This window comes from Sphingobacterium sp. UME9 (assembly GCF_014170215.1).
GTDB lineage: Bacteria > Bacteroidota > Bacteroidia > Sphingobacteriales > Sphingobacteriaceae > Sphingobacterium > Sphingobacterium paramultivorum.
The window spans coordinates 162974-185886 of record NZ_LZZP01000003.1; the positions used below are offsets into that span (position 1 = coordinate 162974).

25 protein-coding genes are annotated in these 22913 nt (G+C 42.7%); 23 read left to right on the forward strand and 2 right to left on the reverse strand.

Features of this window, described 5'->3' with window-relative positions; all coding sequences use genetic code 11:
• Positions 1–188: 188 nt before the first annotated feature.
• On the forward strand, positions 189–1034 hold the full coding sequence (locus A9970_RS02160; RefSeq protein ID WP_182981119.1) for an RteC domain-containing protein: 846 nt from the start codon (positions 189–191) through the stop codon (positions 1032–1034).
• A gap of 39 nt (positions 1035–1073) precedes the next feature.
• Here the strand turns inward: A9970_RS02160 and A9970_RS02165 are convergent, their stop codons facing one another.
• Together A9970_RS02165 and A9970_RS02170 are read right to left on the reverse strand one after the other, a co-directional pair.
• Complete coding sequence (locus tag A9970_RS02165) at positions 1074–1787, reverse strand: hypothetical protein (protein ID WP_070561860.1); 714 nt, start codon at positions 1785–1787, stop codon at positions 1074–1076.
• A gap of 2 nt (positions 1788–1789) precedes the next feature.
• Positions 1790–2842 carry a ComEC/Rec2 family competence protein gene (locus tag A9970_RS02170; RefSeq protein ID WP_070561862.1) on the reverse strand — a complete coding sequence of 351 codons (1053 nt, stop codon included), beginning with the start codon at positions 2840–2842 and terminating at the stop codon, positions 1790–1792.
• Between the two features lie 531 nt (positions 2843–3373).
• Between A9970_RS02170 and A9970_RS02175 the strand changes: the two genes are divergently transcribed.
• The 22 genes from A9970_RS02175 to A9970_RS02280 all read left to right on the forward strand — a co-directional run bounded on the left by A9970_RS02175 (position 3374) and on the right by A9970_RS02280 (position 22894).
• A complete protein-coding gene (locus A9970_RS02175) occupies positions 3374–3793 on the forward strand; it encodes a hypothetical protein (protein WP_139144901.1) in 420 nt (139 codons plus the stop codon).
• A gap of 81 nt (positions 3794–3874) precedes the next feature.
• Positions 3875–4150: a DUF4134 domain-containing protein gene (locus tag A9970_RS02180; protein WP_302622676.1), complete on the forward strand. Its 276-nt coding sequence runs from the start codon at positions 3875–3877 to the stop codon at positions 4148–4150.
• 12 nt (positions 4151–4162) lie between these two features.
• Positions 4163–4546 (forward strand): hypothetical protein, encoded by a 384-nt coding sequence (locus tag A9970_RS02185; RefSeq protein WP_182981120.1) that lies wholly within the window; start codon positions 4163–4165, stop codon positions 4544–4546.
• A gap of 7 nt (positions 4547–4553) precedes the next feature.
• Positions 4554–5420 carry a hypothetical protein gene (locus tag A9970_RS02190; protein ID WP_070561868.1) on the forward strand — a complete coding sequence of 289 codons (867 nt, stop codon included), beginning with the start codon at positions 4554–4556 and terminating at the stop codon, positions 5418–5420.
• A gap of 627 nt (positions 5421–6047) precedes the next feature.
• Entirely contained in the window at positions 6048–7865 is a 1818-nt protein-coding gene (gene ltrA / locus A9970_RS02195; RefSeq protein ID WP_182981121.1) for a group II intron reverse transcriptase/maturase, read from the forward strand.
• An 81-nt stretch (positions 7866–7946) separates the two neighbouring features.
• Positions 7947–8249, forward strand: a complete 303-nt coding sequence (locus tag A9970_RS29000) for a DUF4133 domain-containing protein (RefSeq protein ID WP_182981122.1) — start codon at positions 7947–7949, stop codon at positions 8247–8249.
• On the forward strand, positions 8246–10792 hold the full coding sequence (locus A9970_RS02205; protein ID WP_310889259.1) for a TraG family conjugative transposon ATPase: 2547 nt from the start codon (positions 8246–8248) through the stop codon (positions 10790–10792). Before A9970_RS29000 ends, A9970_RS02205 begins: the two co-directional genes overlap by 4 nt.
• Complete coding sequence (locus tag A9970_RS02210) at positions 10789–11487, forward strand: conjugal transfer protein TraI (protein WP_182982023.1); 699 nt, start codon at positions 10789–10791, stop codon at positions 11485–11487. The genes A9970_RS02205 and A9970_RS02210 overlap by 4 nt, the downstream gene beginning before the upstream one ends.
• Before the next feature lie 4 nt (positions 11488–11491).
• Positions 11492–11914 (forward strand): hypothetical protein, encoded by a 423-nt coding sequence (locus tag A9970_RS02215; RefSeq protein WP_182981123.1) that lies wholly within the window; start codon positions 11492–11494, stop codon positions 11912–11914.
• A 34-nt stretch (positions 11915–11948) separates the two neighbouring features.
• Positions 11949–12593 carry a hypothetical protein gene (locus A9970_RS02220; protein ID WP_182981124.1) on the forward strand — a complete coding sequence of 215 codons (645 nt, stop codon included), beginning with the start codon at positions 11949–11951 and terminating at the stop codon, positions 12591–12593.
• A gap of 22 nt (positions 12594–12615) precedes the next feature.
• Entirely contained in the window at positions 12616–13254 is a 639-nt protein-coding gene (locus tag A9970_RS02225; protein WP_182981125.1) for a TerB family tellurite resistance protein, read from the forward strand.
• A gap of 25 nt (positions 13255–13279) precedes the next feature.
• Entirely contained in the window at positions 13280–14254 is a 975-nt protein-coding gene (traJ, locus tag A9970_RS02230; RefSeq protein ID WP_182981126.1) for a conjugative transposon protein TraJ, read from the forward strand.
• A 97-nt stretch (positions 14255–14351) separates the two neighbouring features.
• On the forward strand, positions 14352–14969 hold the full coding sequence (gene traK, locus A9970_RS02235) for a conjugative transposon protein TraK (RefSeq protein WP_070561878.1): 618 nt from the start codon (positions 14352–14354) through the stop codon (positions 14967–14969).
• A 290-nt stretch (positions 14970–15259) separates the two neighbouring features.
• Positions 15260–16510 carry a conjugative transposon protein TraM gene (traM, locus tag A9970_RS02240; protein ID WP_182981127.1) on the forward strand — a complete coding sequence of 417 codons (1251 nt, stop codon included), beginning with the start codon at positions 15260–15262 and terminating at the stop codon, positions 16508–16510.
• Between the two features lie 32 nt (positions 16511–16542).
• On the forward strand, positions 16543–17376 hold the full coding sequence (gene traN, locus A9970_RS02245; RefSeq protein ID WP_182981128.1) for a conjugative transposon protein TraN: 834 nt from the start codon (positions 16543–16545) through the stop codon (positions 17374–17376).
• A 17-nt stretch (positions 17377–17393) separates the two neighbouring features.
• The gene (locus tag A9970_RS02250; RefSeq protein ID WP_182981129.1) at positions 17394–17930 is read left to right on the forward strand and encodes a hypothetical protein; all 537 of its coding nucleotides are present in this window, start codon (positions 17394–17396) and stop codon (positions 17928–17930) included.
• A gap of 24 nt (positions 17931–17954) precedes the next feature.
• Positions 17955–18788: a hypothetical protein gene (locus A9970_RS02255; RefSeq protein WP_182981130.1), complete on the forward strand. Its 834-nt coding sequence runs from the start codon at positions 17955–17957 to the stop codon at positions 18786–18788.
• Positions 18789–18809: 21 nt separating this feature from the next.
• Positions 18810–19091, forward strand: a complete 282-nt coding sequence (locus A9970_RS02260) for a hypothetical protein (protein ID WP_182981131.1) — start codon at positions 18810–18812, stop codon at positions 19089–19091.
• Complete coding sequence (locus A9970_RS02265) at positions 19088–20005, forward strand: hypothetical protein (RefSeq protein ID WP_182981132.1); 918 nt, start codon at positions 19088–19090, stop codon at positions 20003–20005. Before A9970_RS02260 ends, A9970_RS02265 begins: the two co-directional genes overlap by 4 nt.
• 37 nt (positions 20006–20042) lie before the next feature.
• Positions 20043–20858 carry a DNA adenine methylase gene (locus tag A9970_RS02270; RefSeq protein ID WP_182981133.1) on the forward strand — a complete coding sequence of 272 codons (816 nt, stop codon included), beginning with the start codon at positions 20043–20045 and terminating at the stop codon, positions 20856–20858.
• A 32-nt stretch (positions 20859–20890) separates the two neighbouring features.
• Complete coding sequence (locus A9970_RS02275; RefSeq protein WP_182981134.1) at positions 20891–21691, forward strand: DUF3560 domain-containing protein; 801 nt, start codon at positions 20891–20893, stop codon at positions 21689–21691.
• Positions 21692–21727: 36 nt separating this feature from the next.
• On the forward strand, positions 21728–22894 hold the full coding sequence (locus A9970_RS02280) for a hypothetical protein (protein WP_182981135.1): 1167 nt from the start codon (positions 21728–21730) through the stop codon (positions 22892–22894).
• Positions 22895–22913 lie beyond the last annotated feature (19 nt).

Here is a 22913-nt window from a genome sequence, read left to right on the forward strand (position 1 = left end):
CAACGGAGCATATCGCTCCAACCTTCTTATTTAGATGAAGTAATTGCTCATATTCCGAATTCGGATACCAATATTCCGAATTCGGACTATTCTGATTGATTGGGATTTTAGATACCCTTGCCGAGCTCTTAATTTTGGATCAAAGCCGGCAGGGTGCACACTGCTTTCTAAACTAAATAAATCGAATTATGAATCAATTTCTCATAGAATTGCAGAAAAATATGGAGGTGTCTATGCATGTCATTTCCACCGAATCTGAACATGATCTTGAACTGGCTAACCGTAGTAAAGATTGCTTAAATAAAACAATGGAACTTCTGAACGACTTCGTTCGTCAGTATGAGTTTCGAACAACCGAAGATGAGATCAGGTTCTTCAAAGAACAAAGGCCGTCCTTCTATGCTGAATTTATATTTTGGAATGAAGTTCTATTTCTAGAATCCAACCTGCCGGTAGGCACAAAATGGCAGATCGATTTTTTAAAGAAAGCCATACAGCGCATCAACGATTATTTTGAACGTTATAAGGAATTGTACAAATACTATAAGCAACAACTGACGCTACATGATCAGCAGCTTTTCGTCCGTTATCCTGAAGAGAAGCTCATAAACATCGAAGAGAATCCGGAACTCGACAGTAGGATTTCAACTGCATACAGTTCACTTTTTGGTAAATTTATGGCCTTCGATCGCCTCGCAGGTAAAATACAAAATACCATCGCTAATCTAAAATCACCAAAACATAAAAGTAACCCTGAACATTCGGAAAGGCTAAAATGGACCGGAAGTAAGGCTCAATTAATTGAGCTCATTTACGCCCTTGCCAGTAGCGGTGTTATCAATAACGGAAAACCGAATGTAAAGCAGTTATTTCTTATCATTTCAGAGTTTTTTCATATTGAAATCACACATTACTATCCATACTTTCAAAGGATGCGGATAAAGAAAAAAGACCGGGCTCAGTTTATGACTTACCTTACTGATTGTTTGATCAAAAGAATGGATGAAAGTGATGAATTTCCGCGATTTTCTTAATAAGAAAAGCCTTCTGGTAAATGTACCAGAAGGCTTTTTTTATAATTGTCCTATGGCTTCATGTAGCCTTTCCGCATAAGCGAATGCAGGAATTTTAATCCAGTTCTTTCTGATAATAAACAACCAGCAAACCAGGCAAAGCAATAGGAACCCTTCAGATATAAAAAAGACCTGGGGATAGGTCTCCACTGTCCATACTCCAGCTTTAAAACCAAAAAAGCCATACGTAGCTAATGCTAAAATGCCGATCAAAATTATAGATACTGGTTTCAGCCCCCAAAGGTTACGGCGGAAACCGTATGCCATATTCTCTTTGAAGATAAGGGGATATTTATTTGTATCCCTAGTATTGCTTATTATATGACTTGTCCAGGCACGGTATGCCTCATCTACTAAAATAGTATTCGAGCGCTCATATGGCTCGTCCGTTAAGTGGCCTACAGGACATAGACTGTGCATTTTTTGATGATTGCGACCTTTCGTATGTCTATCGAAATGTCCATCGCTCCAACGGAACAATTGGGTAGTTGGGGCGCCGCCCCAATCTTCCCAAAGTTTCTTTTCTTTGCGCTTTCCGCCATCCCTACCAATTTGGGCAGCGAAGTAAGCCAACACACCCATGGCCCCAAAGGGAACTGTAAAATGGATATTCTTATCCAAGTCCCAGAAAGTAACAAGTGCTCCAACAACTATCAAAGGCAAGTAAAAAATAATCATCGGATATAACCGTGCAGTTCTGCTATATCTGTCCATATTTACTCTTCAACTTGGTTAAAAAATGGAACAACATCTGCTGGTCCCCATCCCTCTCTGTTAGCATTCAATGAACTACAAAGTTTAGAACCTGCTGTTTTATATACTTTTGCTCCCCTCCGGTTGTAGGCGTTTGTTACTTTTTTAGAGGGATGCTTTTCCGGCCTTGCGTCTTTAGAAACCGAAACATAGGCTTGATCACATGTGATAGCATCAAGAACGCTTGGAGAGATGTTTCGTTTACTACCATGATGCGGTACTTGCATCATAAAAACTCTTGAAATATCTATACCTTCGGATTTAGAAAACTCGATCACTTTTTTTAATGAAGTAATACCAGCATCTCCTGTAAATAAGTACTTTCTTCCGGCGAATTGAAACAACAATACTGCACTGGAACTGTTTTCAGCAGATGTTTCGCCGTCTTCACTTAAGGTCTCATAATTTAGAGATTCCCCAATCCAGGAAATAGCACGTTCAAAACCACTAAGGGCTTTTTCAAGCAAGATTTGCTTTGCCTGTGGGCTTCTTGCGAAGTCAGGTATAAGTTCTCGATAAAAATCAACCGTTGGCCCAAGAACTGTAATAGCTCCATCCTCACTTGTTCTGCCCGCAAAGGGTTCTCTGACATCAATTCCCTTCGCATTGGCAAGCTCACAAAGCTCAAATGCATAAGTATAACCTTTTTGCAGTCTTTCACTGAGACTATTATCAGTAATCCGGCCATCATGGAAAAGATCCCGAACATGTTCTGAATGCTCCCAAGGTTTATGGATCCATAACTCTCCCACAGAACATTGATTGAGCACCTGCCTCAGACCTGAAGCATGGTCACCATCAGGATGTGTACACACAACAAGATCTACATGATTAGTGTCAAAAAACTCATTGATGTGCTCGACAAGACGGTTTCCCGAATCTTTCGTACCTCCATCAATAACTACTACCTGGTATAAGCTGCGGTCAGAAAAATCGCCATAGCGAAATGCAATAGCATCACCACTCTTTTCTCCGCTGTCTACCGGTAAAAAATCAATTTGTATTTGTTTACTCATAAATATTATTTAGCCCGCAATAAATCAAGACAAAACCGACCGCGAGCATTAGCCGGTGTGCCCCTGTTTAATTTTTAATAAATGACCAGAAGATGCTTGGATCTTTAGGTTTCTTAAGCGGAAAGTTTTAAGAAAAAAAACAATTGTTTTCTTTCGAAAGGTTCCTGTTAGTAACGGGATAATAATTAGTTTTTAAACAGATTATTATCGTGTAGAATTCGATCAAAATGGTTGCCAACCCCAATTAGCCATTTATAATATCAGGAAAACGGGTTGTTTCTGTAGCTAAATATTTACATGTCATGACAATCATGACATGTTGACGTTTAATTAATTATTTACTCTATTTTGAAATAATATAATTGTCAGATTAGCTCATGCCCAGGTTGCCAAAATGGCAACAATCTGTACTAACTCGGCAAATAAATTTTAGGTAGCTACCCCTTAAGTATCATTTTTCGTCTCGCCCTCTGGACAATTTTGCTTTCGTAAACGGACAGGAAATGGATCCTGCCGAAAACTAAAAGCACTATGTTCAAATCAATATCCTGGCAGATGTACTTGTATGCAGTTTCCATAGTAACCTGCATTTACTACCTGACTGTTATCCTGCTCTTTTTCCGTACGGAAGTTTCCGGATTTACAAAAAAATTGCTACACCAAAGCAAAATGCGGTATGGCGAAGCATCAATAATTTCTGCATCGCATACCCAGGTACTGCAACAGAAACTGGAAGAGGTCAAGGAACTCCTTGCTGTTTTCGGAAAAGGCGGTGACCGTGCTGAACTACTATCTGTGCTCAAATCCTTCCTGGCTGGTTATGATCCTGCATTTCTGCCAGATCACAGAGATGCCCTGATACTGCTAATCTCTACACAAGCATCGCATTTATGCGACTTTGAGCTTAATGAACTGGAAATCGAAAACTGTTTCCCTGAATTCAATAATTAAATATTCAACATAAAAACACACGTGAAGAGAATGAAAAAGCGAATGGGAAAAGTGTTTGACAAATGTTTCGCGGTCCTGTTTATGACCGCCATCACAATCAGCGGGGCCTTTGCACAAGGAGGGACGGGTGCCACCGGAATTACCAATGCCACCAATCAGGTAAAAGGATACTTCAGCATAGGAGTGGACCTGGTATATGCAATAGGGGCAATCGTCGGGCTGGTAGGCGCAGTGAAGGTTTATAATAAATGGAGCAACGGAGAACAGGATACGGCAAAAGTTGCTTCCTCATGGTTTGGCGCCTGTATATTTCTTGTAGTAGTGGCGACTGTATTAAAAGGATTTTTCAACGTATAAAATAGCAGAGGCATGGGCAGAAGACTATCAACGGTAGATATTAGGGGCACTTTATTCGAAGTTGACGCCTATAGGGAAGCCTTAATTGAAAAGGGTAATCCCAAAAATAGGATTCCTTTTCAGGTCTTCGATCAGGAGGGAAATGGTTACCGCTTCCTTTATGACCTGCAAAATAAAAACGTACCACAAAAAAAATCTGAGGTCCTGGAAGATCCGGACCGGTACTGTTGGGTGATCATTGAGGCTCTTATGGAACTGGATCCCGAAGGAATTGCAATGCGATACGATATCCCTTTGGAAATATTATGCGGTGATAAGAAAGTAGCTCCACGCTTTCTATTAGCTATAATCAAACCCATACGCATTACTGAAGCTAACCGAAAAAAATCAAAATAACGAAGAGATGAAGCAAGAGCTGAAAGCACTAGGTATAGTGGACACCTACTATTATGTAGATATAGATAATACTCGACTTATAAGCGTTGAAAACAGGGACAATGTTTTAAGAATTCAGGAAATGACAGAAAATGAAAATGGCTACGAATTCAATTATGATGTAAAGGGAAAATTCATCGCCAATGAGCTGATAGGTTCTAGAAATACAATAAGAGAAATAGTTAAAGTCCAAATTCCGTTCCTTAAAACAATTGATCCGGAGGCTATGGCTTCAAAATATGGAATTCATGTTAGCATGCTTCCATCGAGGGATAGCGAACTTAAATGTCGGCTGCAGATGCTCGAAGAACGTGTAGCAGGTAAACTACCTGTACTCAAAATCCATGATCATGATTTTTTTGTTGACCTCAGACTTGGACTACTTAGACCGAAAGATGATTTTAGAACTATAGGCATAGTATTGGATGAACTTGCTATGGATTCTTCCTGCACTGTTTTTCAATGTCTTTATCATACAAAAAAACATGAAATCTACCATTGGCGGGAGGATATAAAATCAATTCCCCCTCATGTCGTCCCAATAGAGATACCATGCCAAGCTGTACTGGATCCATTTGGATATGCCATGAAATATAGTGATCTGAATGGCCTTACATCCAGGTATCCAATAGGGAAAATGGAAGAGATAAAAGCAATCGATTGGCAGGCTACCGGCATGAAAGATTTCTTTGACCAATATCCCTTACGCGATAACCTCAGGGCCCAGGTAATTGATTGGGATCAAACCTCGCTACCAGAAATTATTTCACGTAATCAAGCCAAGAAAAAACAGGCTGAGACTCCTAAAGTAAAAAATAAGAGGAGGGGACTATGATGCCAAAGGAGATTAATTATTCCATCAATAAAGGAATAAACAGGCCTATAGAATTTCAGGGTGCGCCCATAAGGTTGTAAAGTAAATGTACCGATGGCAAGGTACCAGGCAAGTGTTCAATAGCCTGTCATCAGCCGGCTTATCCGTGAGGGAAACCAAATATCGGGGAGTGTAGCATGCCGGTAAACTCGCAAGTCAGTCAGTTATCAGGATTGCGACTGAGTGAGGAGATGAAATACAGATATGAGGATAAAATCCATACTGATTGAAAGATAGTCCGAGCGGGTCGTCTCGAGCCAATGACGTAAGATAACTAAACTCGTCATACTGTAATACTTTCTTTCCGCCCTCGGAGGAGAAAAAGCAGAACAGGTTACAGCGCAACTACAATAAGTAGTAAAGGACGGAAGTCTTATCCGACAATCTGTTAAGCCATAGTTGCTCTACAGCTAAATGGGGATTACCTAAATCGGAATGCCGCTGACGCGGCTATGAAGTGTAGACTTCTGAATATCCGACATGGTAACGGAGCTTCCGTAGTAGTCCGAACAGGGGAAAGCCCTGTACATGGCGAAGGGAAGCAGCTAATATCGTTTAGTACAATTAATGGAAAATGTGAGAGACATTATGAGAAATCCTGAAAGAGTATTAAACAGTCTGGGAGAGCATAGCAAAAACTCAAGCTACAAGTTTGAGAGGCTCTACCGTTTGTTCTTTAATGAAGAACTGTTCTTTGTCGCCTACCAGCGTATCTACGCAAAGGCAGGAAACATGACGAAAGGGGCAGATGGGGAAACCATTGATAAAATGAGTTTATCCCGTATCACAAAACTGATAACATCACTTAAAGATGAAAGTTATCAGCCGACCCCTTCAAGGCGCACTTATATCCCAAAAAAGGATGGAAAGAAGCGGCCACTTGGTATTCCGTCATTCAACGATAAGTTAGTGCAGGAGGTACTTCGAATGATATTAGAATCCATATTCGAGAGGCAGTTTGAAAACAGCTCTCACGGGTTCCGACCTCACAGAAGTTGCCACACGGCACTGAAACAGGTGCAAAAGAACTTCACGGCCACGAAGTGGTTCATTGAAGGTGACATCAAGGGGTTTTTCGATAACATCAAACATGATGTTTTGATCGGGATACTCCATGAGAGAATCGATGATGACCGTTTTTTACGGCTGATCCGGAAGTTTCTTAATGCAGGGTATGTTGAAGACTGGATGTTTCATAAAACCTTCAGCGGAACGCCACAGGGAGGTATTGTCAGCCCTATACTGGCAAATATCTATCTGGATAAGCTGGATAAGTATATGAAGGAGTACACAGATAAATTCGACAAAGGTTCAAGAAGAAAAGACAACGCAGAGTATTTCAAATTAAGCCGAAAGATTGCTAAGCTCAATTACAAACTGGACTTGGTGAAAGACGAAAGTGAGAAACTTTCGCGGATTGCAAAAATCAACAGTGTTAAAAAGGAAAGATTAGCCTTAAAAAGTGTTGACGAAATGGATAGCGGTTACAAGAGGATAAAATATGTGAGATACGCAGATGATTTTTTAGTTGGTGTGATTGGCAGTAAAGAAGACTCCGAAGCAATTAAGAAGGATATAAAGCAATTCCTTTCTGAAAAATTGCAGCTCGAATTGTCAGAAGACAAAACGCTCATCACCCATGCCAATAAATCAGCCCAGTTTCTTGGATATGAAATCTACATCCGTAAGACCAGTACAGCAGCAAAGCGTAGTAAAAAGACCGGCATATTAAGCCGGGTTTTCGATAGCAAGGTCGTTCTGCATCTACCGACCGAAACCATGAGGCGGAAATTAGCCGAATATGAAGTACTGAAAATGGTAACTCATAATGGCTCCCAAATCTGGAGACCTCTCAGCAGAACGAAGTTAATCAACAATGACGACCTTGAAATAATCGACACTTACAACGCAGAAATAAGAGGCTTTTATAATTACTATGCATTGGCGAACAATAGCGCATCCGTAAATGATCTCTTCCACATTATGCAGTACAGCATGTTTAAAACATTTGCAAAGAAGTACCGCATTACGACGCGTCAAGCCATTGCAAAACTCCGCATAGGAAAGAGCTTTGGTGCCGTGTACAATAACAGGAAGGGGGAACGAAAGGTCAAACTTTTTTATAACGCCGGGTTTAAGCGTAAGACCGAAGTGAATGAACAAACAGGTGACAATTTGCCAAGCACCATCATGAACAACTCCACAACAAGTCTCAAAGACCGGTTGCAAGCAAGAGTTTGTGAATTGTGCGGCAGTACAGACGATCTTGAAATGCACCACGTCAGAAAACTCAAAGATGTTGCCCGCAAGCAACCCTGGGAGATACTGATGCATGCAAGAAGGAGAAAGACGATGGCCGTATGCCACAGTTGTCACAAGCGCATTCATGGAGGGAAAATGGACTGAATGATATTAGTGGAGAGCCGTATACGCTGAGAGGTGTACGTACGGTTCGGGGGCGAGTTCTTGGAAACCTGCCATAGTAATATGGCAAGGCGCCGGGTGCTTAGCCTACGATTGAAAGGCCAATACATAATCATACTGGCAATAGGGCTAGCTGCCTTGCTGGTAGGATTTTCAATAATATATATAGCGGGGGTACCTCTGTATTACAGCGTTCCGGGTGTTTTAATATGTGGATCGGGTTTGTTTGGGATGGTGTACCGGTTCAACGCCAGATACGGGCAGTATGGACTTATGAAAGCCAGAGCACTGCGAAAGGTACCTGCCGTTATTTTTTCAAGGAACAGGAAAAGGATTTTTGAACAATTAAAAAAGAGTGTAAGATGATAACGGCGTTGTTTATTATAGCTGCGGTATTTGTGGCAGCGGTCCTATTACAGATAAAGCCAGCTTCGGATAGCAGCGTCGACATGGAACAGATCCTGCCCATCTGGAAAGTGGAAAACGACTGTATACTATCTAAAAAAGGTGATGTAACAGTGGCATTCAAGGTAACCTTACCCGAGATATTTTCTTTATCGAGTGATGAATACGACAGCCTGCATTACAATTGGCTAAAAGCAATAAAGGTGCTCCCTTTTGGCAGTGTTCTCCATAAACAGGACTGGTTTATTAAAAGTAAATACAAGCCCCAATACGCGGACGATAATCAGATCATGCAGGCCAGCAATCAGTTCTTCAACGAACGGCCTTTTCTGAGCCACGACTGTTATTTGATGATCACCCTTAAAGGGCCGGACCGTAAGCCTTCCAGCTCTGCATTGTCATCCTTGTTGCGCAAGAATATAGTACCCACAGAGCTAAAAGATACCAAACGCATGGAAAAACTTCTGGAAGTGATCGGCCAATTTAAACGTATTCTTTGCGATGGAGGTCTTGTTCAGCTGGACCAATTAACAGAACAGGAAATTGTTGGCACAAAGGCAAACCCCGGCATTTTGGAGCAATATCTGTATCTGGGAGGTGGACAAAATGGACCCGCGCTAAGCGAAGTTTCCTTCAAGCCGGAATGGAAAGTCGGGACAAAAACCTGCCGCCTCTATTCTATGGCTGATGTGGAAGATCTGCCCGGAGCTGTAGGGCCACGGATTCATTATGATCCCTATTCAACCGACAGAACCCGATTTAGCGTCGGATTCGCTACTCCTGTTGGCTTATTGCTTCCTACCAATCATATCTACAACCAGTATATGGTAATCGGCGACCCTGCAGCTACCTATAAAAGGCTGGAAGGTAAACGCAGAAGACTGCAGTCCCTTTCAGCCTATAGCAGAGAAAATGCTATTGGCAGAGACGCAACCCAGGACTTTTTGAACGAGGCTATTTCGGAAGCGAGGACGCCCATTCGTGCCCATTTCAACTTGTTATGCTGGACAGATGAGCCTTCACAGATAAAAGAAATGCAGAACCTGACTGCCTCGGCACTGGCAAAGATGAATATTGTTCCCCATCAGGAAACCGATGGCGCCCCTCAGCTCTGGTGGGCGGGCATCCCCGGAAATGCTGCCGACCTTCCGGAAAACGACACTTTTGAATCATTTGCTGAGCCCTGCAGTTGCTTTCTGAACATGGAAACTGCCTACCGCTCTTCAAAAAGCCCTTTTGGCATTCGGCTCGGCGACAGGTTAAGCGGCACGCCTATACACGTCGATATCAGCGATGAATTAATGGGCAAAGTCATTAGTAACAGAAATAAGGTCGTCGTGGGCAGTTCTGGAGCTGGAAAAAGCATGTTCATGTGCCACCTGCTGCACAGTTATGTGCAACAGTTCGCTCATTGCGTGGTGGTCGATGTCGGCCATAGCTATTCTGGTCTTTGTCTTTTGCTCGGCGGATATTATTATACCTATAGCGAGGAAGATCCGATCCGCTTCAATCCCTTTTACATACCTGCTGGAGATGTGCTGGATACGGAAAAGAAAGAGAGTATTAAAACCCTGCTAGTAGCCCTGTGGAAACAAAGTGATGAGCGTTTCCGCAGAAGCGAATATGTCGCCATCTCCAATGCCCTGCAATCCTATTACCTGTTGCTGGACAAGAGGACGGATATCTTTCCATGCTTTAATACCTTTTATGAATTCCTACAGGAGCATTTTGTAAAAGAGCTGGAGGCCGATAAGGTAAAGGACAGGGATTTTGACATGGCCAACTTCCTGTACGTACTAAGGCCATTTTATAGCGGCGGCGAATTTGACTATTTATTGAACGCCAGGGAGAATCTGGACGTGCTCCAACAACCCTTTATAGTCTTCGAGCTGGATTCCGTGAAGGATCATCCCATATTGTTTCAAATCATCACGTTGATCATATGTGAGTTATTCATTTCTAAAATGCGTAAACTAAAGGGAATCAGAAAGGTAATTGTAATTGAGGAGGCCTGGAAAGCGATAGCGAAGTCTGGTATGGCTGAATTTATGAAATATCTCTATAAGACCGTCCGTAAATATTTCGGGGAAGCGATTACCGTGACCCAGGAAATCGACGATATTATCAGCTCGCCGATCATCAAGGAAGCGATCATAAACAATGCCGATTGCAAGATCATCCTGGATATGAAAAAATTCCAGAACAAATTCGAGGCGATACAGCAAGTACTGGGCATGACAGATAAAGGCAGGGACCTGGTACTGTCCATTAACAGGGCAAATGAGAAAAATCGCAATTACCGGGAAGTTTATATCGAACTGGGCAATCAGTTGATGAAGGTATATCGCTACGAGCCCAGCCCGCAGGAGTATTTTGCTTATACCACCGAACAGACAGAAAAGTTGAAACTGCAAAGTTATATCGAGCAATATGGCAGCATTGAAAAAGCGCTCCGGGTTCTTGCTGCCGAGTATTACGCACAGCATAAACAATTAAGGGCATGAGAACAAAATCTTTAAAAATTGCACTCACTGTAGTGCTCATGGTAAGCATTACTATAGGGCCGGTTAAGAAAGCAGAGGCGGTACTGCCGCTTGCCATTATCGAAGTCATTAAAGCAGGGATAAAAAAAGTGATCAAGGCCGTTGACCTCCAGATCCAGCGCCAGCAGAATAAGGTAATCTGGCTCCAGAACGCTCAAAAGGAACTCGAAAATGTCATGTCCAAGCTCAAACTGAAAGAGATTTCTGAATGGACCGAAAGGCAGCGCACCCAGTATGACAGCTATTTCCAGGAACTCTGGAAAATCAAAAACTCTATCGCTACCTGGAACCGAGTAAAACAGATCATTAAGCGGCAGTTAGATCTCGTCGAAGAATATAAACGGGCGTGGAACTTACTGAAATCGGACCGCCGTTTTACTGCTCAGGAAATAGAATACATGTACCGGGTTTACAATGGTCTTTTGGATGAGAGCTTAAAGAATATTGAGCAGCTTGCAATGGTGGTCAATGCCTTTCGTACCCAGATGACCGATGGGCAGCGGCTGGAATTTATTTCCGCTATCGCAGCAAAACTCGATAAGAACGTTGCTGTACTGCGCAGCTTTAGTGACCATAACTTCCGGCTGAGCCTGGCAAGGGCAAAGAGTAGCCAGGAAGCCGAACAGATCAGAAAGATATATGGACTTAATCCTTGACAGAATGGAACAGAAACCGATAGACCTTGAAAAAGCTGTAACAGACTTTGCGACACAACTAAGACAGTATGGGTATAGGAATAGCTTCAAGATATCGCTACCCGGTAAAAACGACTATTTAGGAAACCTTAATGATTGTCTGAACCGGTATCTGGCAGCTAACACAAAGGTAGAAAGCTATCCTATGTTTGAGCTACGCACAAAAGCACCCTACAATACAGCAATCCAATGCCGCTTTAAAATAGAATTTGGCATGCATGAGGGTTTTAATATAAAAACTGTGTGGATCAAAAATCTTAAAACGGATGTTGAGCATGAGTTCCGTTTGCGTAGCAATAGGGAGATGCCGGGGGCGCAGACGCTGGAAGGCATGTTTCCCAAACCGAAACCTTGGGATTTTTTGAAAAAAGGGAAACGGAGGCCGTAAGGATAGCAATGATAAATTATAAAACAGTTACGACATGAAAAAATTATTGTGCATTATAATCATACCGCTGCTTTATTGCAGCCAGTCTCTAAATGCCCAAACTCTTGGGGAGTGGTTCAATCAGAAGAAAACCCAAAAGAGATACCTTATCGAACAGATCGCTGCACTGGAAGCTTATAAGTCTTTCCTGTCAACAGGATACGGTATTGTAAAGGACGGAACAAACCTGATCGGAACCATAACCAGGGGGGAATTGAACCTGCATGCAGATTTTTTTAACGGTCTTAAGATCGTAAGCCCTGAGCTGAAACAAAAAAGCAAAGCGGAAGAAATCATAAAGATTCGAAACCAGATGGAGCAGGATCGGCGGCAAATGGAAAAGTTAATTTCAGGAAAAGATTTTATTACCATCGGGGAAAAGAAAAAATATGAAAACTGGTACGCCAATATTGCGGCAGATGCGGATGGCGACCTCCAGGACCTTAAAACGCTCCTTACCGATGGAAGCCTGGAACTCGAAGGAGCTGAGCGGATCAAAAGGATAGAGGCTGTTTACAACAGTATTCAACATAAATACAGTCAGCAGCGGAAATTCAGCAATAGCCTCAAACAAACGATCCTCCAACGGGAACAAAAAATTGAGGAGTCGAAAATTTTAAAAAAGATGTATGGACTATAATCCGCGCTATAATAAATATACTATGAGAAAGCACATCAAATTCTTATTCATAACAATCTGCTGCAGCCTGCAGCTACACCTTGTTTCCGCCCAATCGGCGGAGGTGACCCAATTGATCCTCAATGTTGAAAAGTTGGCGCAGTTTAAACAGATCCTCAAAGACATGAAAAAGGGGTACGACCTGGTGAGCAAAGGTTATGGAACGATCCGCGATATTTCTGAGGGCAACTTCAGCCTGCACAGAACATTCCTGAGTGGTCTGTGGCTGGTAAATCCTGAAATCGCCAGGTACCGAAAGGTTGCCGACATTATCCGGTATCAGGCTGAAATACTTTCCCAAAGCAAAGCCGCGCTGAAACGCTATCAATCCGGCAGTTATTTTAATGCGAAGGAACTTGATTACCTAAGCAGGGTTCTTGGTGGTCTGCTTGACCAAAGCCTTGGTAACCTCGATGAACTGGTTATGGTCATTACAGCTAACAACATGCGCATGTCCGATGATGAACGGTTACGCGCTATCGATCGCATATTTGATGATATGCAAGCAAAAGTCGTCCAGTTAAGACGCTTTACCTCTAAAACCGACCAACTGGGATCAGCCCGCAGGAACAAAATTGAAGAACTAAAGAAACTTGAAAAAATGACGGGGCTTAGGCCATAACCTTACTACCATGAAAAATAAAATTTTGATTATAACTTTTGTATGCACACTGCTTTTGCCGAATTGGGTGCAAGCCCAGGTGCTGGGAGATGGAATTTACAGCTTCAACACTATACTTGAAAAGCTATTCGATGAGATGATGCCCTTATGTAAAGACCTCATCGACGTGGCTCGTGCAATTGCTGGTCTTGCCGCACTCTGGTATATTGGATTAAGGGTATGGAAGCATATAGCTGCTGCAGAAGCTATTGATTTTTTTCCGCTACTCCGACCATTTGCCATAGGCATGGCCATTATGTTGTATCCGTTTATTATTTCGCTGATGATGGGAGTACTTCGGCCTCTTGAAGTTGGCACCCGGCAAATGGCAAAGGATTCTCACAAAGCCATAGCGAAACATATTCTCTATCAGCAGCAAGAAGCGACGAAGGCTGACGAAGGTGTAATTACGGATTCAGGTCCAGAGGATTTAGAAAAGTATGAGCAACCGGATGGGGCATCCGAAGACGGTTTTTTCTCAGGCTTGAAATCCGTCTTTAGCAAATTTTCTATCAAGCATATGATCGGCACCATGATCAGTGAGATCCTAAATATACTGTACGCAGCCGCAAGCCTGTGTATAAATACTATCAGAACTTTTTACCTTATTGTGCTGGCGATTATAGGCCCCATCGTCTTTGGGCTATCGGTCTTCGACGGATTTCAAAACAGTTTGTCCAGCTGGTTTGCACGGTTTATCCATGTTTTTATGTGGTTGCCGGTAGCCAATATATTCGGTGCCATCTGCTCTAAAATTCTGGAGAATATGATCAACATGGACCAGTCTTTTATGAGTACAACGGCGTATCTCATCTTTATGGTCATCGCTATTGTCGGATATACCACAGTGCCGAATGTTGCGGGCTATATTGTCCAGGCAGGAAGTAGAGATACCTTGCTGCACAAAGTAAATAACTATGCAAAAACAGCCGCGACCGTAGCCGCCAAAGCACTTATTTAAAAACTAGGCAACTCAGAAAATTTTCAAACAGGCAAAAACCTGTTAGGGACTCTTATTGCCTAAAAAATGTGACCTCGAGTTTAAAATTCAGTAAAAAATGTTCAAACAGTTCAGCAATATAGAATCAGCATTCCGGCACGTAAAACTCTTTACTTACGTCGTGGTCGTTGCCAGTACGATACTCTGTGCTTTCACGGTCTATGAAAGCTACCGCATGGTCCGCAAAGCAGAAGAAAGAGTATATGTCCTGTCCAATGGTAAAGCCCTGGAGGCTATTGCAGGGGAAAGGAAAGATAACGTTGCCGTGGAAGCCAAAGATCACATCAAGATGTTTCACCATTACTTCTTTACCCTTGATCCGGATGATAAAGTTATTGAAAGCAATATGTCCAAAGCGCTATATCTGGCCGATGGTTCTGCTGCAAGCCAATACAGGGGTCTGAAAGAGAACGGTTATTATAATTCCATCATCAGCGGAAATGTAAGCCAGAATGTAGAAGCGGACAGTATCCAGATTGATTTCGAGCAATATCCTTTCCGGTTCAGGTATTTCGGCAAGCAAAAAATCATCAGGCCCACAGCGATACTTTCCAGGATACTCATCACTGAAGGAACGCTGCGCAACGTCAGCCGGTCTGATAACAACTCCCATGGCTTCCTGGTAGAGCGCTGGCGCATTGTAGACAACAGGGATATTGAACTTCAAAACCGATAATTATGAGTTTTTTTAGAAAATCCAGAAGGCCTAAGCTCAATCCATTAAAGGAAAAAGTAGCAAAATCAATTGCTCACAGGATTGTGGCCCTACAGGTATCAGCAGCAAAAAAGCTCGCCCAATGGCAGTCTGTAGTTTCATTGAGGAACCGCAATTGCGTGATGTTGATAATCGGGATCCTCTGGTTACTGTACTGTATCTACATACTTGTTTTTGCTATCGTCGGATAAAGAGTCAATATGGAGGGGTTCATGGGCCCTACAAGGAATAAAAAATTTAAACAATCAAAAATGAAAAACATGACACAAAAACAATTGCGCTTTCGCAAATTGCTTCTGGTGCTGCCACTTATCAGCCTGCCTTTTATCACGCTGGGATTTTGGGCTTTAGGAGGCGGAAGAAACCAGCCTAAGCCCGAGCAGAAACTCACCGGTATCAATACTGCGCTACCCGATGCTCAGCTTAAAAATAACAGCGAGGACAAGCTGAGTCTTTATCAAAGAAACGGTGGTGATACGGCAATTAATGAGCCCATAAAGCCCGATACCCTTGCCGCTTCCGGCAGCGTATTTTCATGGAACGGTGATTGGAACAATGCCGGGGCTTCTGGGAGCAACCTAATGAGCCAGGATATGCAGCAGCAAGGGCTTCAACAGCGCCTCGATGATCTCGAGCGACTCATGCGGCAACCGCCCGCATCAGATTATTCTAGTCCTGGATTTTACAGAAACGAACCGGATAGGGATTTCCAGTCATCTGCTGGGCTGCAACGTATCGAGCAAATGGTTAACAATGCGACCGACGATAGCCAGCAGCCGGATGCGGAACTGGACCAGCTTAACGGCATGCTGGAACGCGTGCTCGACATCCAGCACCCGGAACGCTACCGCCAGCGGCTTAAGGACTATACCCTGGAAAAAAGAGGGAGAATTTTGCCCGTAGGTAAGGAAGCAGAGATCCTGGCAGTTCCAGTCTCTGGCAATTCCTCTTCGGCTGCCTCTGCTCTTAGCTTAACAAAAGTCAGGCAGACAGGCGCCTTTTTCGGCTTGGATGCAAGTACGGCGCGTGATAGTATAGATATCAGGTCGATTACCGCCATTGTAGCGGAAACCCAGACTGTCGTTTCCGGTTCGAGTCTTAAAATGCAACTGGGTGAGGAAATTTATATAGCCGGTTTCGAGATTCCGAAAGGAACTCCCCTTTACGGTTCCTGTATACTTGAAGGGGAAAGGTTAATGGTTGCTATCACCGGCATCAGGTTGGGCAACCGCCATTTTCCAGTCGAGCTTAAAGTATACGGACTGGACGCCATGCCCGGTATCCGGATCCCCGGAGCTATTACCAGGGATGCTGCCAAAGATGGCGCGGACCGGGCGGTCCAAAGAATGCAGCTTATGAGCCTGGATCCTTCCATAGGCGCCCAGGCAGCTGGCGCTGGCATCGAGGCAGCTAAAAGCCTTTTTTCTAAGAAGGTGAAACTTATCAAAGCCACTGTTAATGCTGGTCTTCAGGTATTGCTAGTAGGTGGTGACGCGAACTAATAAACACATTTAATAAAAAAACAAAAACAACAATGAAGAACTTAAAATTTGTTTTCGCTCTACTATTATCCATTTGTAGCCTGACAGCATTCTGTCAGCAAAACGTTAGAGCGGTCGATATCGCGGGATCTTACCCGCTTCAGATTACCGCCCATAAAACTACCCTGCTCATTTTCCCGGCACCGATAGAAGACGGAGACAGGGGGGATGGATCTATCTCTGCCGAACGTGTTGCCAAGGTAAGTAACCTGCTTAAGGTAAAAGCGGTAGATAGCACCATGCAGGAAAGTACACTGCATGTAGTCACCTCCGACGGGAAAATCTATTCCTTTAACGTCACCTATAGTCCGGCGCCATCTCAGCTGACCATTGATGTTTCAAAATTGCCATACAAGACCAAGGCCAGTTTTAAAGGGGTTTCTCTTAATGAAAAAGAAATTGAAAATTACGCCGCGACAATGCTGGGCGCTGCTCCCTTTATAGGTGGTGTAAAGGCAAAATCAAATGGCCTGAAAATAAAATTGGAATCCATTTATATCAAGGATGACGTGCTTTTCTTTCGCTATAACCTGGCCAATGATACTCATATCGGTTACAATGCCTATGAACCACGCTTTTCTATAAGGGACCGGTCCAGGGCTAAAAGAACCGCTATCCAGGATACTGAAATTGAGCCCATCTATATCCAGTACAAAGGCAAACCCGAAGATCCGACCGGCCAATCCATAATTGTCGCTTTCGCAAAGTTTACCATTGCCGAAAATAAGAACCTGGTGATGGCACTTTCGGAATCAAATGGCGACAGGAACCTGGAATGTAAGTTATCTCAGAAACAGCTATTAAAAGCGAAGGCATTTTCTTACTGATCCAAACTACCTGTAATATGGAGTATACACTTGAAAAACAAGCTGCAAACAATACCCTGTTCAATGATTTCGGGAACTGGAGCCGGCTGGAAGAGTATTTTACCAAACAGCTTAGCCAGAAAGATCTTCAGAGCAGAAGGTACCGGAGCATGAAACTGCGGGAGTATAACAGGATGCTGAGAACATACAGCGGGGGGCTTCTTACTCAGGACGAAAAAGCGCTTATGACGGTGATGAAATTCCAACGCGGATCATTGGTTCGTTCCCTCTATCCGGGACTGCTGAGCCGGATATTCTACCTGGTTTCAAAAGGGGTGGACAACCTGCTTTTCTATAACAAAGAAATGGAAAGAGTAAAGATGGCCAGCGATCAACGCATTATCAATACGAAAATAAGCATTCCGCAGCAACAGGATACTGGCAAACTAAAACTGCCATCGACTCAAAATACTGCTGAAGACCCATCTGGCGAATTGCACCAAAAACGGTATGGTCCCGATCTTGGCGGTAGAGAGCAATTGCAGCAGCAGCGGCCAAAAGGACCATCAATTTAGTTCATAATCTAAATAAACAATATCATGCAAGAAGAAAATTTTGAAGGCTTAAAAACAAGCCTTGAAATCCGGGGCTTCGATGCCTCTATTTTTCCGCAACTGGAAAAGAATATGAAAGAAGGCAAAACTGATTTTGTCCTTCAGTACGAGCATCCTCTGGATGAAAACCGTACCGTACTATGTCAGCTCTCCTTTGATAAGCACCAGGAGCAGGACCATTATTTCTTTAACCGTTATCAGGCCACACTGGTGAACGCCGGTGAGGTGATGGCGCAGATCTCGGTTAGGACATCATGGAAGATTAAGGTTCAGGAAGCAGCCCGGATGATGGAGTATGGTCAGAACGTAGCCGTTTATAAGCAAAACATAATCGGGTACCGTCAGGTTGAAGAGGATCATCCTGCAGAGCAATTCAGATTCAATGCCTATATATCACTGGATCCTGAAGGAAAAACAGACGACAAAGGAAACCTGCTGCTCAATACCTATCATGATAATTATTATGCCAAACGTCCTTTCGATATTATAGACCAGCTGGAAAATCCTGAAGTCCAATTTGAAACCAAAAAAGCATATGAATCGGTTGAAGTGCTGGCAAAAGATCTGCAACATGCAAATAGGATTGCAATCGTTCTGGATCGCAACGGTGTCATGGAAGATGGTTTTTTAGGCTTAAACGCCAGGCGCGGCAAGATAAATTTTATGGATGCCAATGGGATCAGCATCGATATCACTCCTGCAAAAGCAGAAAAATTAGAGGCGAAGGAAAACGCCGAAGTAAAAAAAAAGCCCTGGGTAAACCAGGGGCCACAGAAAGTAGCCTGGAAACCGAAACAGAATAAAGGCTTGTCAAGATAAAGATAGATAAACAGCGAAGTTATGACACCCGAACAAGTTGATATTTACAGAAAAGCATCCCAGACCGGCGCTATATCAGACGAGATGAACCCGCTCTATCTTTTCAGCATTACCCATACGCACCTGCTCATCCGTATTGTAAGCGGTGAGCTGGATGCAAGGGTTTTAGCAGGCATGGAACTTAACCGCAGAAGCCATGAATTAGGTAAGGATTTTCCTGCCGAGGGTATAGAAAAGAAAGCGGCTCAAAAGAAAACGGTTGGCAAAAGCAAAGGAAGAAAATTTCAAAATGGTTTGAAATGATAAGAGCAAAAGATTTTAATACCATGGCCGATTACCTGAGCAACCTTGGCCTGCCCTTTAAAGAGATCATCTCCCAGAAAAATATTAATGCCCATGCAGAGGAAATAACCTTGGATGTCATGGACGCCAGCAATGATCAATCTGTTCTTTACCATTTTTCTATTCAAAGGCAAGACAATGGCGACTATGTTTCCCATGATTACAAGGCTAAAATGCTTGTGGTACCCATTGAGCATGGTCATTACGCCGGAATCGATACCCTTGAACTGGAAAAGCAGATGAAAGAAATTAAATGGGCGCTGTTTCCATTATACAAAAATGATGCTCTGCGACCTTTTTTTGAGCAACTGGACCAGCTCCGTACCAGCGGTGATCGTACCGCTGAGGAGTTAGCCAATAAGCTGGCATTGAAATATTTTGCCAATACCATTTTAGAGGATATGCTGCCATTTCCAGACAAGTCTCTCTATGAAAAAATGATTGTTGTTCCCATCAATAATGATGGTAACGATATCGACATTGGACAGGCAGCGTCGTTACTAAAGGGTGGATCGCTGTTAAAGTACTCAGCTAATGATGAGTCCGGTGAACTTTACTGGATTAAAGAAGAAAAAGGTTATTTGAAAGTGTATCCTGATTTCGATGTATCAAACACAATAAAGCAAATGCCCTTGGTAAAGCAGCCGGATATTATCGAGTTATCGGAAATGCTTGCAGGCCTCGGAAAAGGAAAGCCATTTGAAACTGCGCTCATGATTAACAGCAGAATAGTAACTGGCAGTATTTATGTCCAGCCAGAAAATAAAACCCTTGAATTTCGGAATGATAAAGGTAAAACAGTGAACTGGCAGTTGTGGGGCAAGTTGAATCAGAATAAAAAACCGGGCAAAGGCAAAAAAGGACCGGGATTATAATACCAATTTTTAAATCAGTGAGAACGCATTAGTGAGCATGGAAAAACACACACGACTAAGACCACCTTTAACTTATTATGGTGGTAAACAGACACTCGCCCCCTGGATTATTTCGCTTATACCTGAGCACATCCTTTATTGTGAACCTTTTTTGGGCGGTGGCGCGGTTTATTTTATGAAGCCACCTTCAGAAATAGAGGTTATTAACGATACCAATAAAGAACTGATGAATTTTTATAGGGTGGCCAGCAAGAGATTTGATGAGCTGGCTGCCCTGATAGAGCAGACCCTGCACAGCAGAGATGCCCATCATTCGGCAGTCGTAATTTATAACAACCCGGATCTCTTTGATGAAGTCAAGCGTGCCTGGGCAGTTTGGACTTTATCTGCGCTGGGATTCTCAGGTAAATTGGATGGACCTTTCGGTTATGATAAAACACAGAATTCAACTTCGAAAAGAATCACCGTAAAACGGCAAAACTTCGACGATCGTTATTTGAAGCGTCTCCGAAATGCACAGATCGAATGTGCCGACGCCCTGTATATCATTCAGAGCCGGGATCATAAGGATGCATTCTTTTACTGCGACCCACCTTATATCGGATCCAATATGGGCCACTACAAAGGTTATACGGAACAGGATTATGAAGCACTCCTGAATATGCTTGCCGACATTAAAGGTAAGTTCTTGCTTTCTTCTTATCCTTCCGAAATTTTGGACCGTTTTATTAAAAAGTATAAATGGCAGGTGCTAAAAAAAGAGATGCTCGTTACCGTAAATATAAAAGGGGGCAATCCAAAGAAAAAAGTTGAGATGCTCGTTGGCAATTACCCGCTCTGGCAGTCTGAATAGTAGTTAGGATTTAAACATAATACAGAAAGAATATGGAAAAGTCACCGCACTACATAATAAATCAGGAAACCGGCAAGCTCAATATCTACTCAGAAAAGGAGTTTTTTGAGGCACTTCCTGCTGAACAGAAAGATACCGTAAAGAGGTATTGTTTATGGAGTGGCTCGAAGACCTGTTGGATATCTAAAGCAAAGAGTGAAAATGCCGGATATTTAAGACGTCAGCTCGAAAGCATGGGTTTTATTTATAAGGAGACTATCGGAGAAAAACTGAGTTTTGTACAGCAAATACAACGCGAAAAAGAAAAGTCTGAATCAAGGGCCGAACGGGCCTTGGCGAGGGCTGCTAAATCAGATGAGCGTTCAGAGCAACTCTATGGTCAGGCAAAATCAATGGCTGGACAGATTCCCTTCGGCCAGCCGATTCTTATTGGGCATCACAGTGAAAAGGCCGATAGGAATTTTAGGGACAAAATCCACAACAAATTTGGTAAAGCATTCGAAGAAATGGATAAGGCTGAATTCTATAGAAAGCAGGCCGAACGTGCAAAAAAAGAAGCTTTGGGTAAAAAGTTTGAAGATCCGTTTTATCTAGTAATAAGAATTAAGGAATGCGAACGCGATCTTAAAGTTTGTAATAGAAGATTGGAAGGTAAGTTTTATGCTCATTCGAAACCAGAACCAATAAGTGAAAAGGAAAAACTCTTTTATGAAGAGCGTCTGATACAGATCCAGGAAAAGCTTGATTTCTATAAGGGGTGTTTAAGCAAAATTCCCGATCAGAAAACTATAGAAAACAACGTGAAAGCAAAAAGAAAAGGAAAGGGTCTATAGCTGCTGTCACCGTAATGCAGATTTGGAGGAGTAAAGATGAGTACAGAAAAAAATGAAGAAAACTATTTGATAAGGGATCTGGAAACCGGCGCCCTTGAAATTCATATCAAAAGCAAGGAAGCCTATTTAAAACTTTCATCAACTAACCTTAAGCTAATTAAGAATAAATTTCGCTGGAGCAGGCCAGGAAATTGCTGGCTATCAAAAGCAGATTTTAATTTATGCCATGCGGTAGTAGATCGCTTCCTCAAGCTGGGGTACCAAGATCAGGGATGGAAAGGAAGTAGGATCCCTTTTGAGAAAAAAATCTTACAGCGACTTAATAAAAACTCAAGTATCGCAATAAAGTATGATGTCAAATCTCAAATGCTGCAACGGAAAGCTGTCAATATTGAGCGATATATTGAACGTCGTCAACAATTGTTGGCAATCGAACCGGATCGTTTCGTCAAGCAGGATTTAAAAAGACAAATCCAGACTGCTGAAAGCAAAGCTGTTTCTGCACTGGAAATGGCAAATTTCTACAGCGAACAGTCTAAAATTTTCCTGGAAAGATCCGCTGTCTTGGTGCTTAATCTGACTAACCCTAAATATCTTAAAAGTCAGCTTAATAAAAACAATATCCAACCGATCCTGGAGAAGCAAAAAAACGTTGGAATTTCTAATCGAATCGACGTCGCTCCAGCCGCCGATAAGCTTAATGCTGATAGACGCTTGTTCATCGGAAGGTTAAAAACGGCACAGGAACAGACTCTGTTTTATAAGAATAAACTCCGCAATATCGTAGAACATATTGCAGAAGACATGACGCTTTTTTATGGTAAACCTGTTTTTATGTCCAAACGGTCGGCACCGGACGGCATCGGCTTGGTTGTAGGCCATATTCCGGAGGATAGTAAACTTGTGCTTAAACTAAATGACGGGACCTACATCGCAAAAGAACTTGAAAAGCTCTCTATTCTGCAACCTGCCTATGAAATCTTGCAAGTACTAAATTCCAGGGAAATAAAAAGTAAGGAGAAAACCAGGATAGAGGGATTTAGGGCCCTTGCTATGATTAAAACAGACAAACCTTTGGAAGCAATGCAGATTATCAGAAAAGCTGGTCTGGCGAGTCAATGCATGGTCCGTTGTAGCGATCATTTAAAAAATCAAATTAAATTAAAAAAGTCGCTGATCCGATCTAAGAAACTAGGGTTTTGATCAATAAAAATTAAATGCA

Coding starts and splice junctions, on each gene's coding strand:
- A9970_RS02160 (WP_182981119.1), top strand. CDS start 189: ATGAATCAATTTCTCATAGAATTGCAGAAAAATATGGAGGTGTCTATG.
- A9970_RS02165 (WP_070561860.1), bottom strand. CDS start 1,787: ATGGACAGATATAGCAGAACTGCACGGTTATATCCGATGATTATTTTT.
- A9970_RS02170 (WP_070561862.1), bottom strand. CDS start 2,842: ATGAGTAAACAAATACAAATTGATTTTTTACCGGTAGACAGCGGAGAA.
- A9970_RS02175 (WP_139144901.1), top strand. CDS start 3,374: ATGTTCAAATCAATATCCTGGCAGATGTACTTGTATGCAGTTTCCATA.
- A9970_RS02180 (WP_302622676.1), top strand. CDS start 3,875: ATGACCGCCATCACAATCAGCGGGGCCTTTGCACAAGGAGGGACGGGT.
- A9970_RS02185 (WP_182981120.1), top strand. CDS start 4,163: ATGGGCAGAAGACTATCAACGGTAGATATTAGGGGCACTTTATTCGAA.
- A9970_RS02190 (WP_070561868.1), top strand. CDS start 4,554: ATGAAGCAAGAGCTGAAAGCACTAGGTATAGTGGACACCTACTATTAT.
- ltrA (WP_182981121.1), top strand. CDS start 6,048: ATGAGAAATCCTGAAAGAGTATTAAACAGTCTGGGAGAGCATAGCAAA.
- A9970_RS29000 (WP_182981122.1), top strand. CDS start 7,947: ATGGCAAGGCGCCGGGTGCTTAGCCTACGATTGAAAGGCCAATACATA.
- A9970_RS02205 (WP_310889259.1), top strand. CDS start 8,246: ATGATAACGGCGTTGTTTATTATAGCTGCGGTATTTGTGGCAGCGGTC.
- A9970_RS02210 (WP_182982023.1), top strand. CDS start 10,789: ATGAGAACAAAATCTTTAAAAATTGCACTCACTGTAGTGCTCATGGTA.
- A9970_RS02215 (WP_182981123.1), top strand. CDS start 11,492: ATGGAACAGAAACCGATAGACCTTGAAAAAGCTGTAACAGACTTTGCG.
- A9970_RS02220 (WP_182981124.1), top strand. CDS start 11,949: ATGAAAAAATTATTGTGCATTATAATCATACCGCTGCTTTATTGCAGC.
- A9970_RS02225 (WP_182981125.1), top strand. CDS start 12,616: ATGAGAAAGCACATCAAATTCTTATTCATAACAATCTGCTGCAGCCTG.
- traK (WP_070561878.1), top strand. CDS start 14,352: ATGTTCAAACAGTTCAGCAATATAGAATCAGCATTCCGGCACGTAAAA.
- traM (WP_182981127.1), top strand. CDS start 15,260: ATGAAAAACATGACACAAAAACAATTGCGCTTTCGCAAATTGCTTCTG.
- traN (WP_182981128.1), top strand. CDS start 16,543: ATGAAGAACTTAAAATTTGTTTTCGCTCTACTATTATCCATTTGTAGC.
- A9970_RS02250 (WP_182981129.1), top strand. CDS start 17,394: ATGGAGTATACACTTGAAAAACAAGCTGCAAACAATACCCTGTTCAAT.
- A9970_RS02255 (WP_182981130.1), top strand. CDS start 17,955: ATGCAAGAAGAAAATTTTGAAGGCTTAAAAACAAGCCTTGAAATCCGG.
- A9970_RS02260 (WP_182981131.1), top strand. CDS start 18,810: ATGACACCCGAACAAGTTGATATTTACAGAAAAGCATCCCAGACCGGC.
- A9970_RS02265 (WP_182981132.1), top strand. CDS start 19,088: ATGATAAGAGCAAAAGATTTTAATACCATGGCCGATTACCTGAGCAAC.
- A9970_RS02270 (WP_182981133.1), top strand. CDS start 20,043: ATGGAAAAACACACACGACTAAGACCACCTTTAACTTATTATGGTGGT.
- A9970_RS02275 (WP_182981134.1), top strand. CDS start 20,891: ATGGAAAAGTCACCGCACTACATAATAAATCAGGAAACCGGCAAGCTC.
- A9970_RS02280 (WP_182981135.1), top strand. CDS start 21,728: ATGAGTACAGAAAAAAATGAAGAAAACTATTTGATAAGGGATCTGGAA.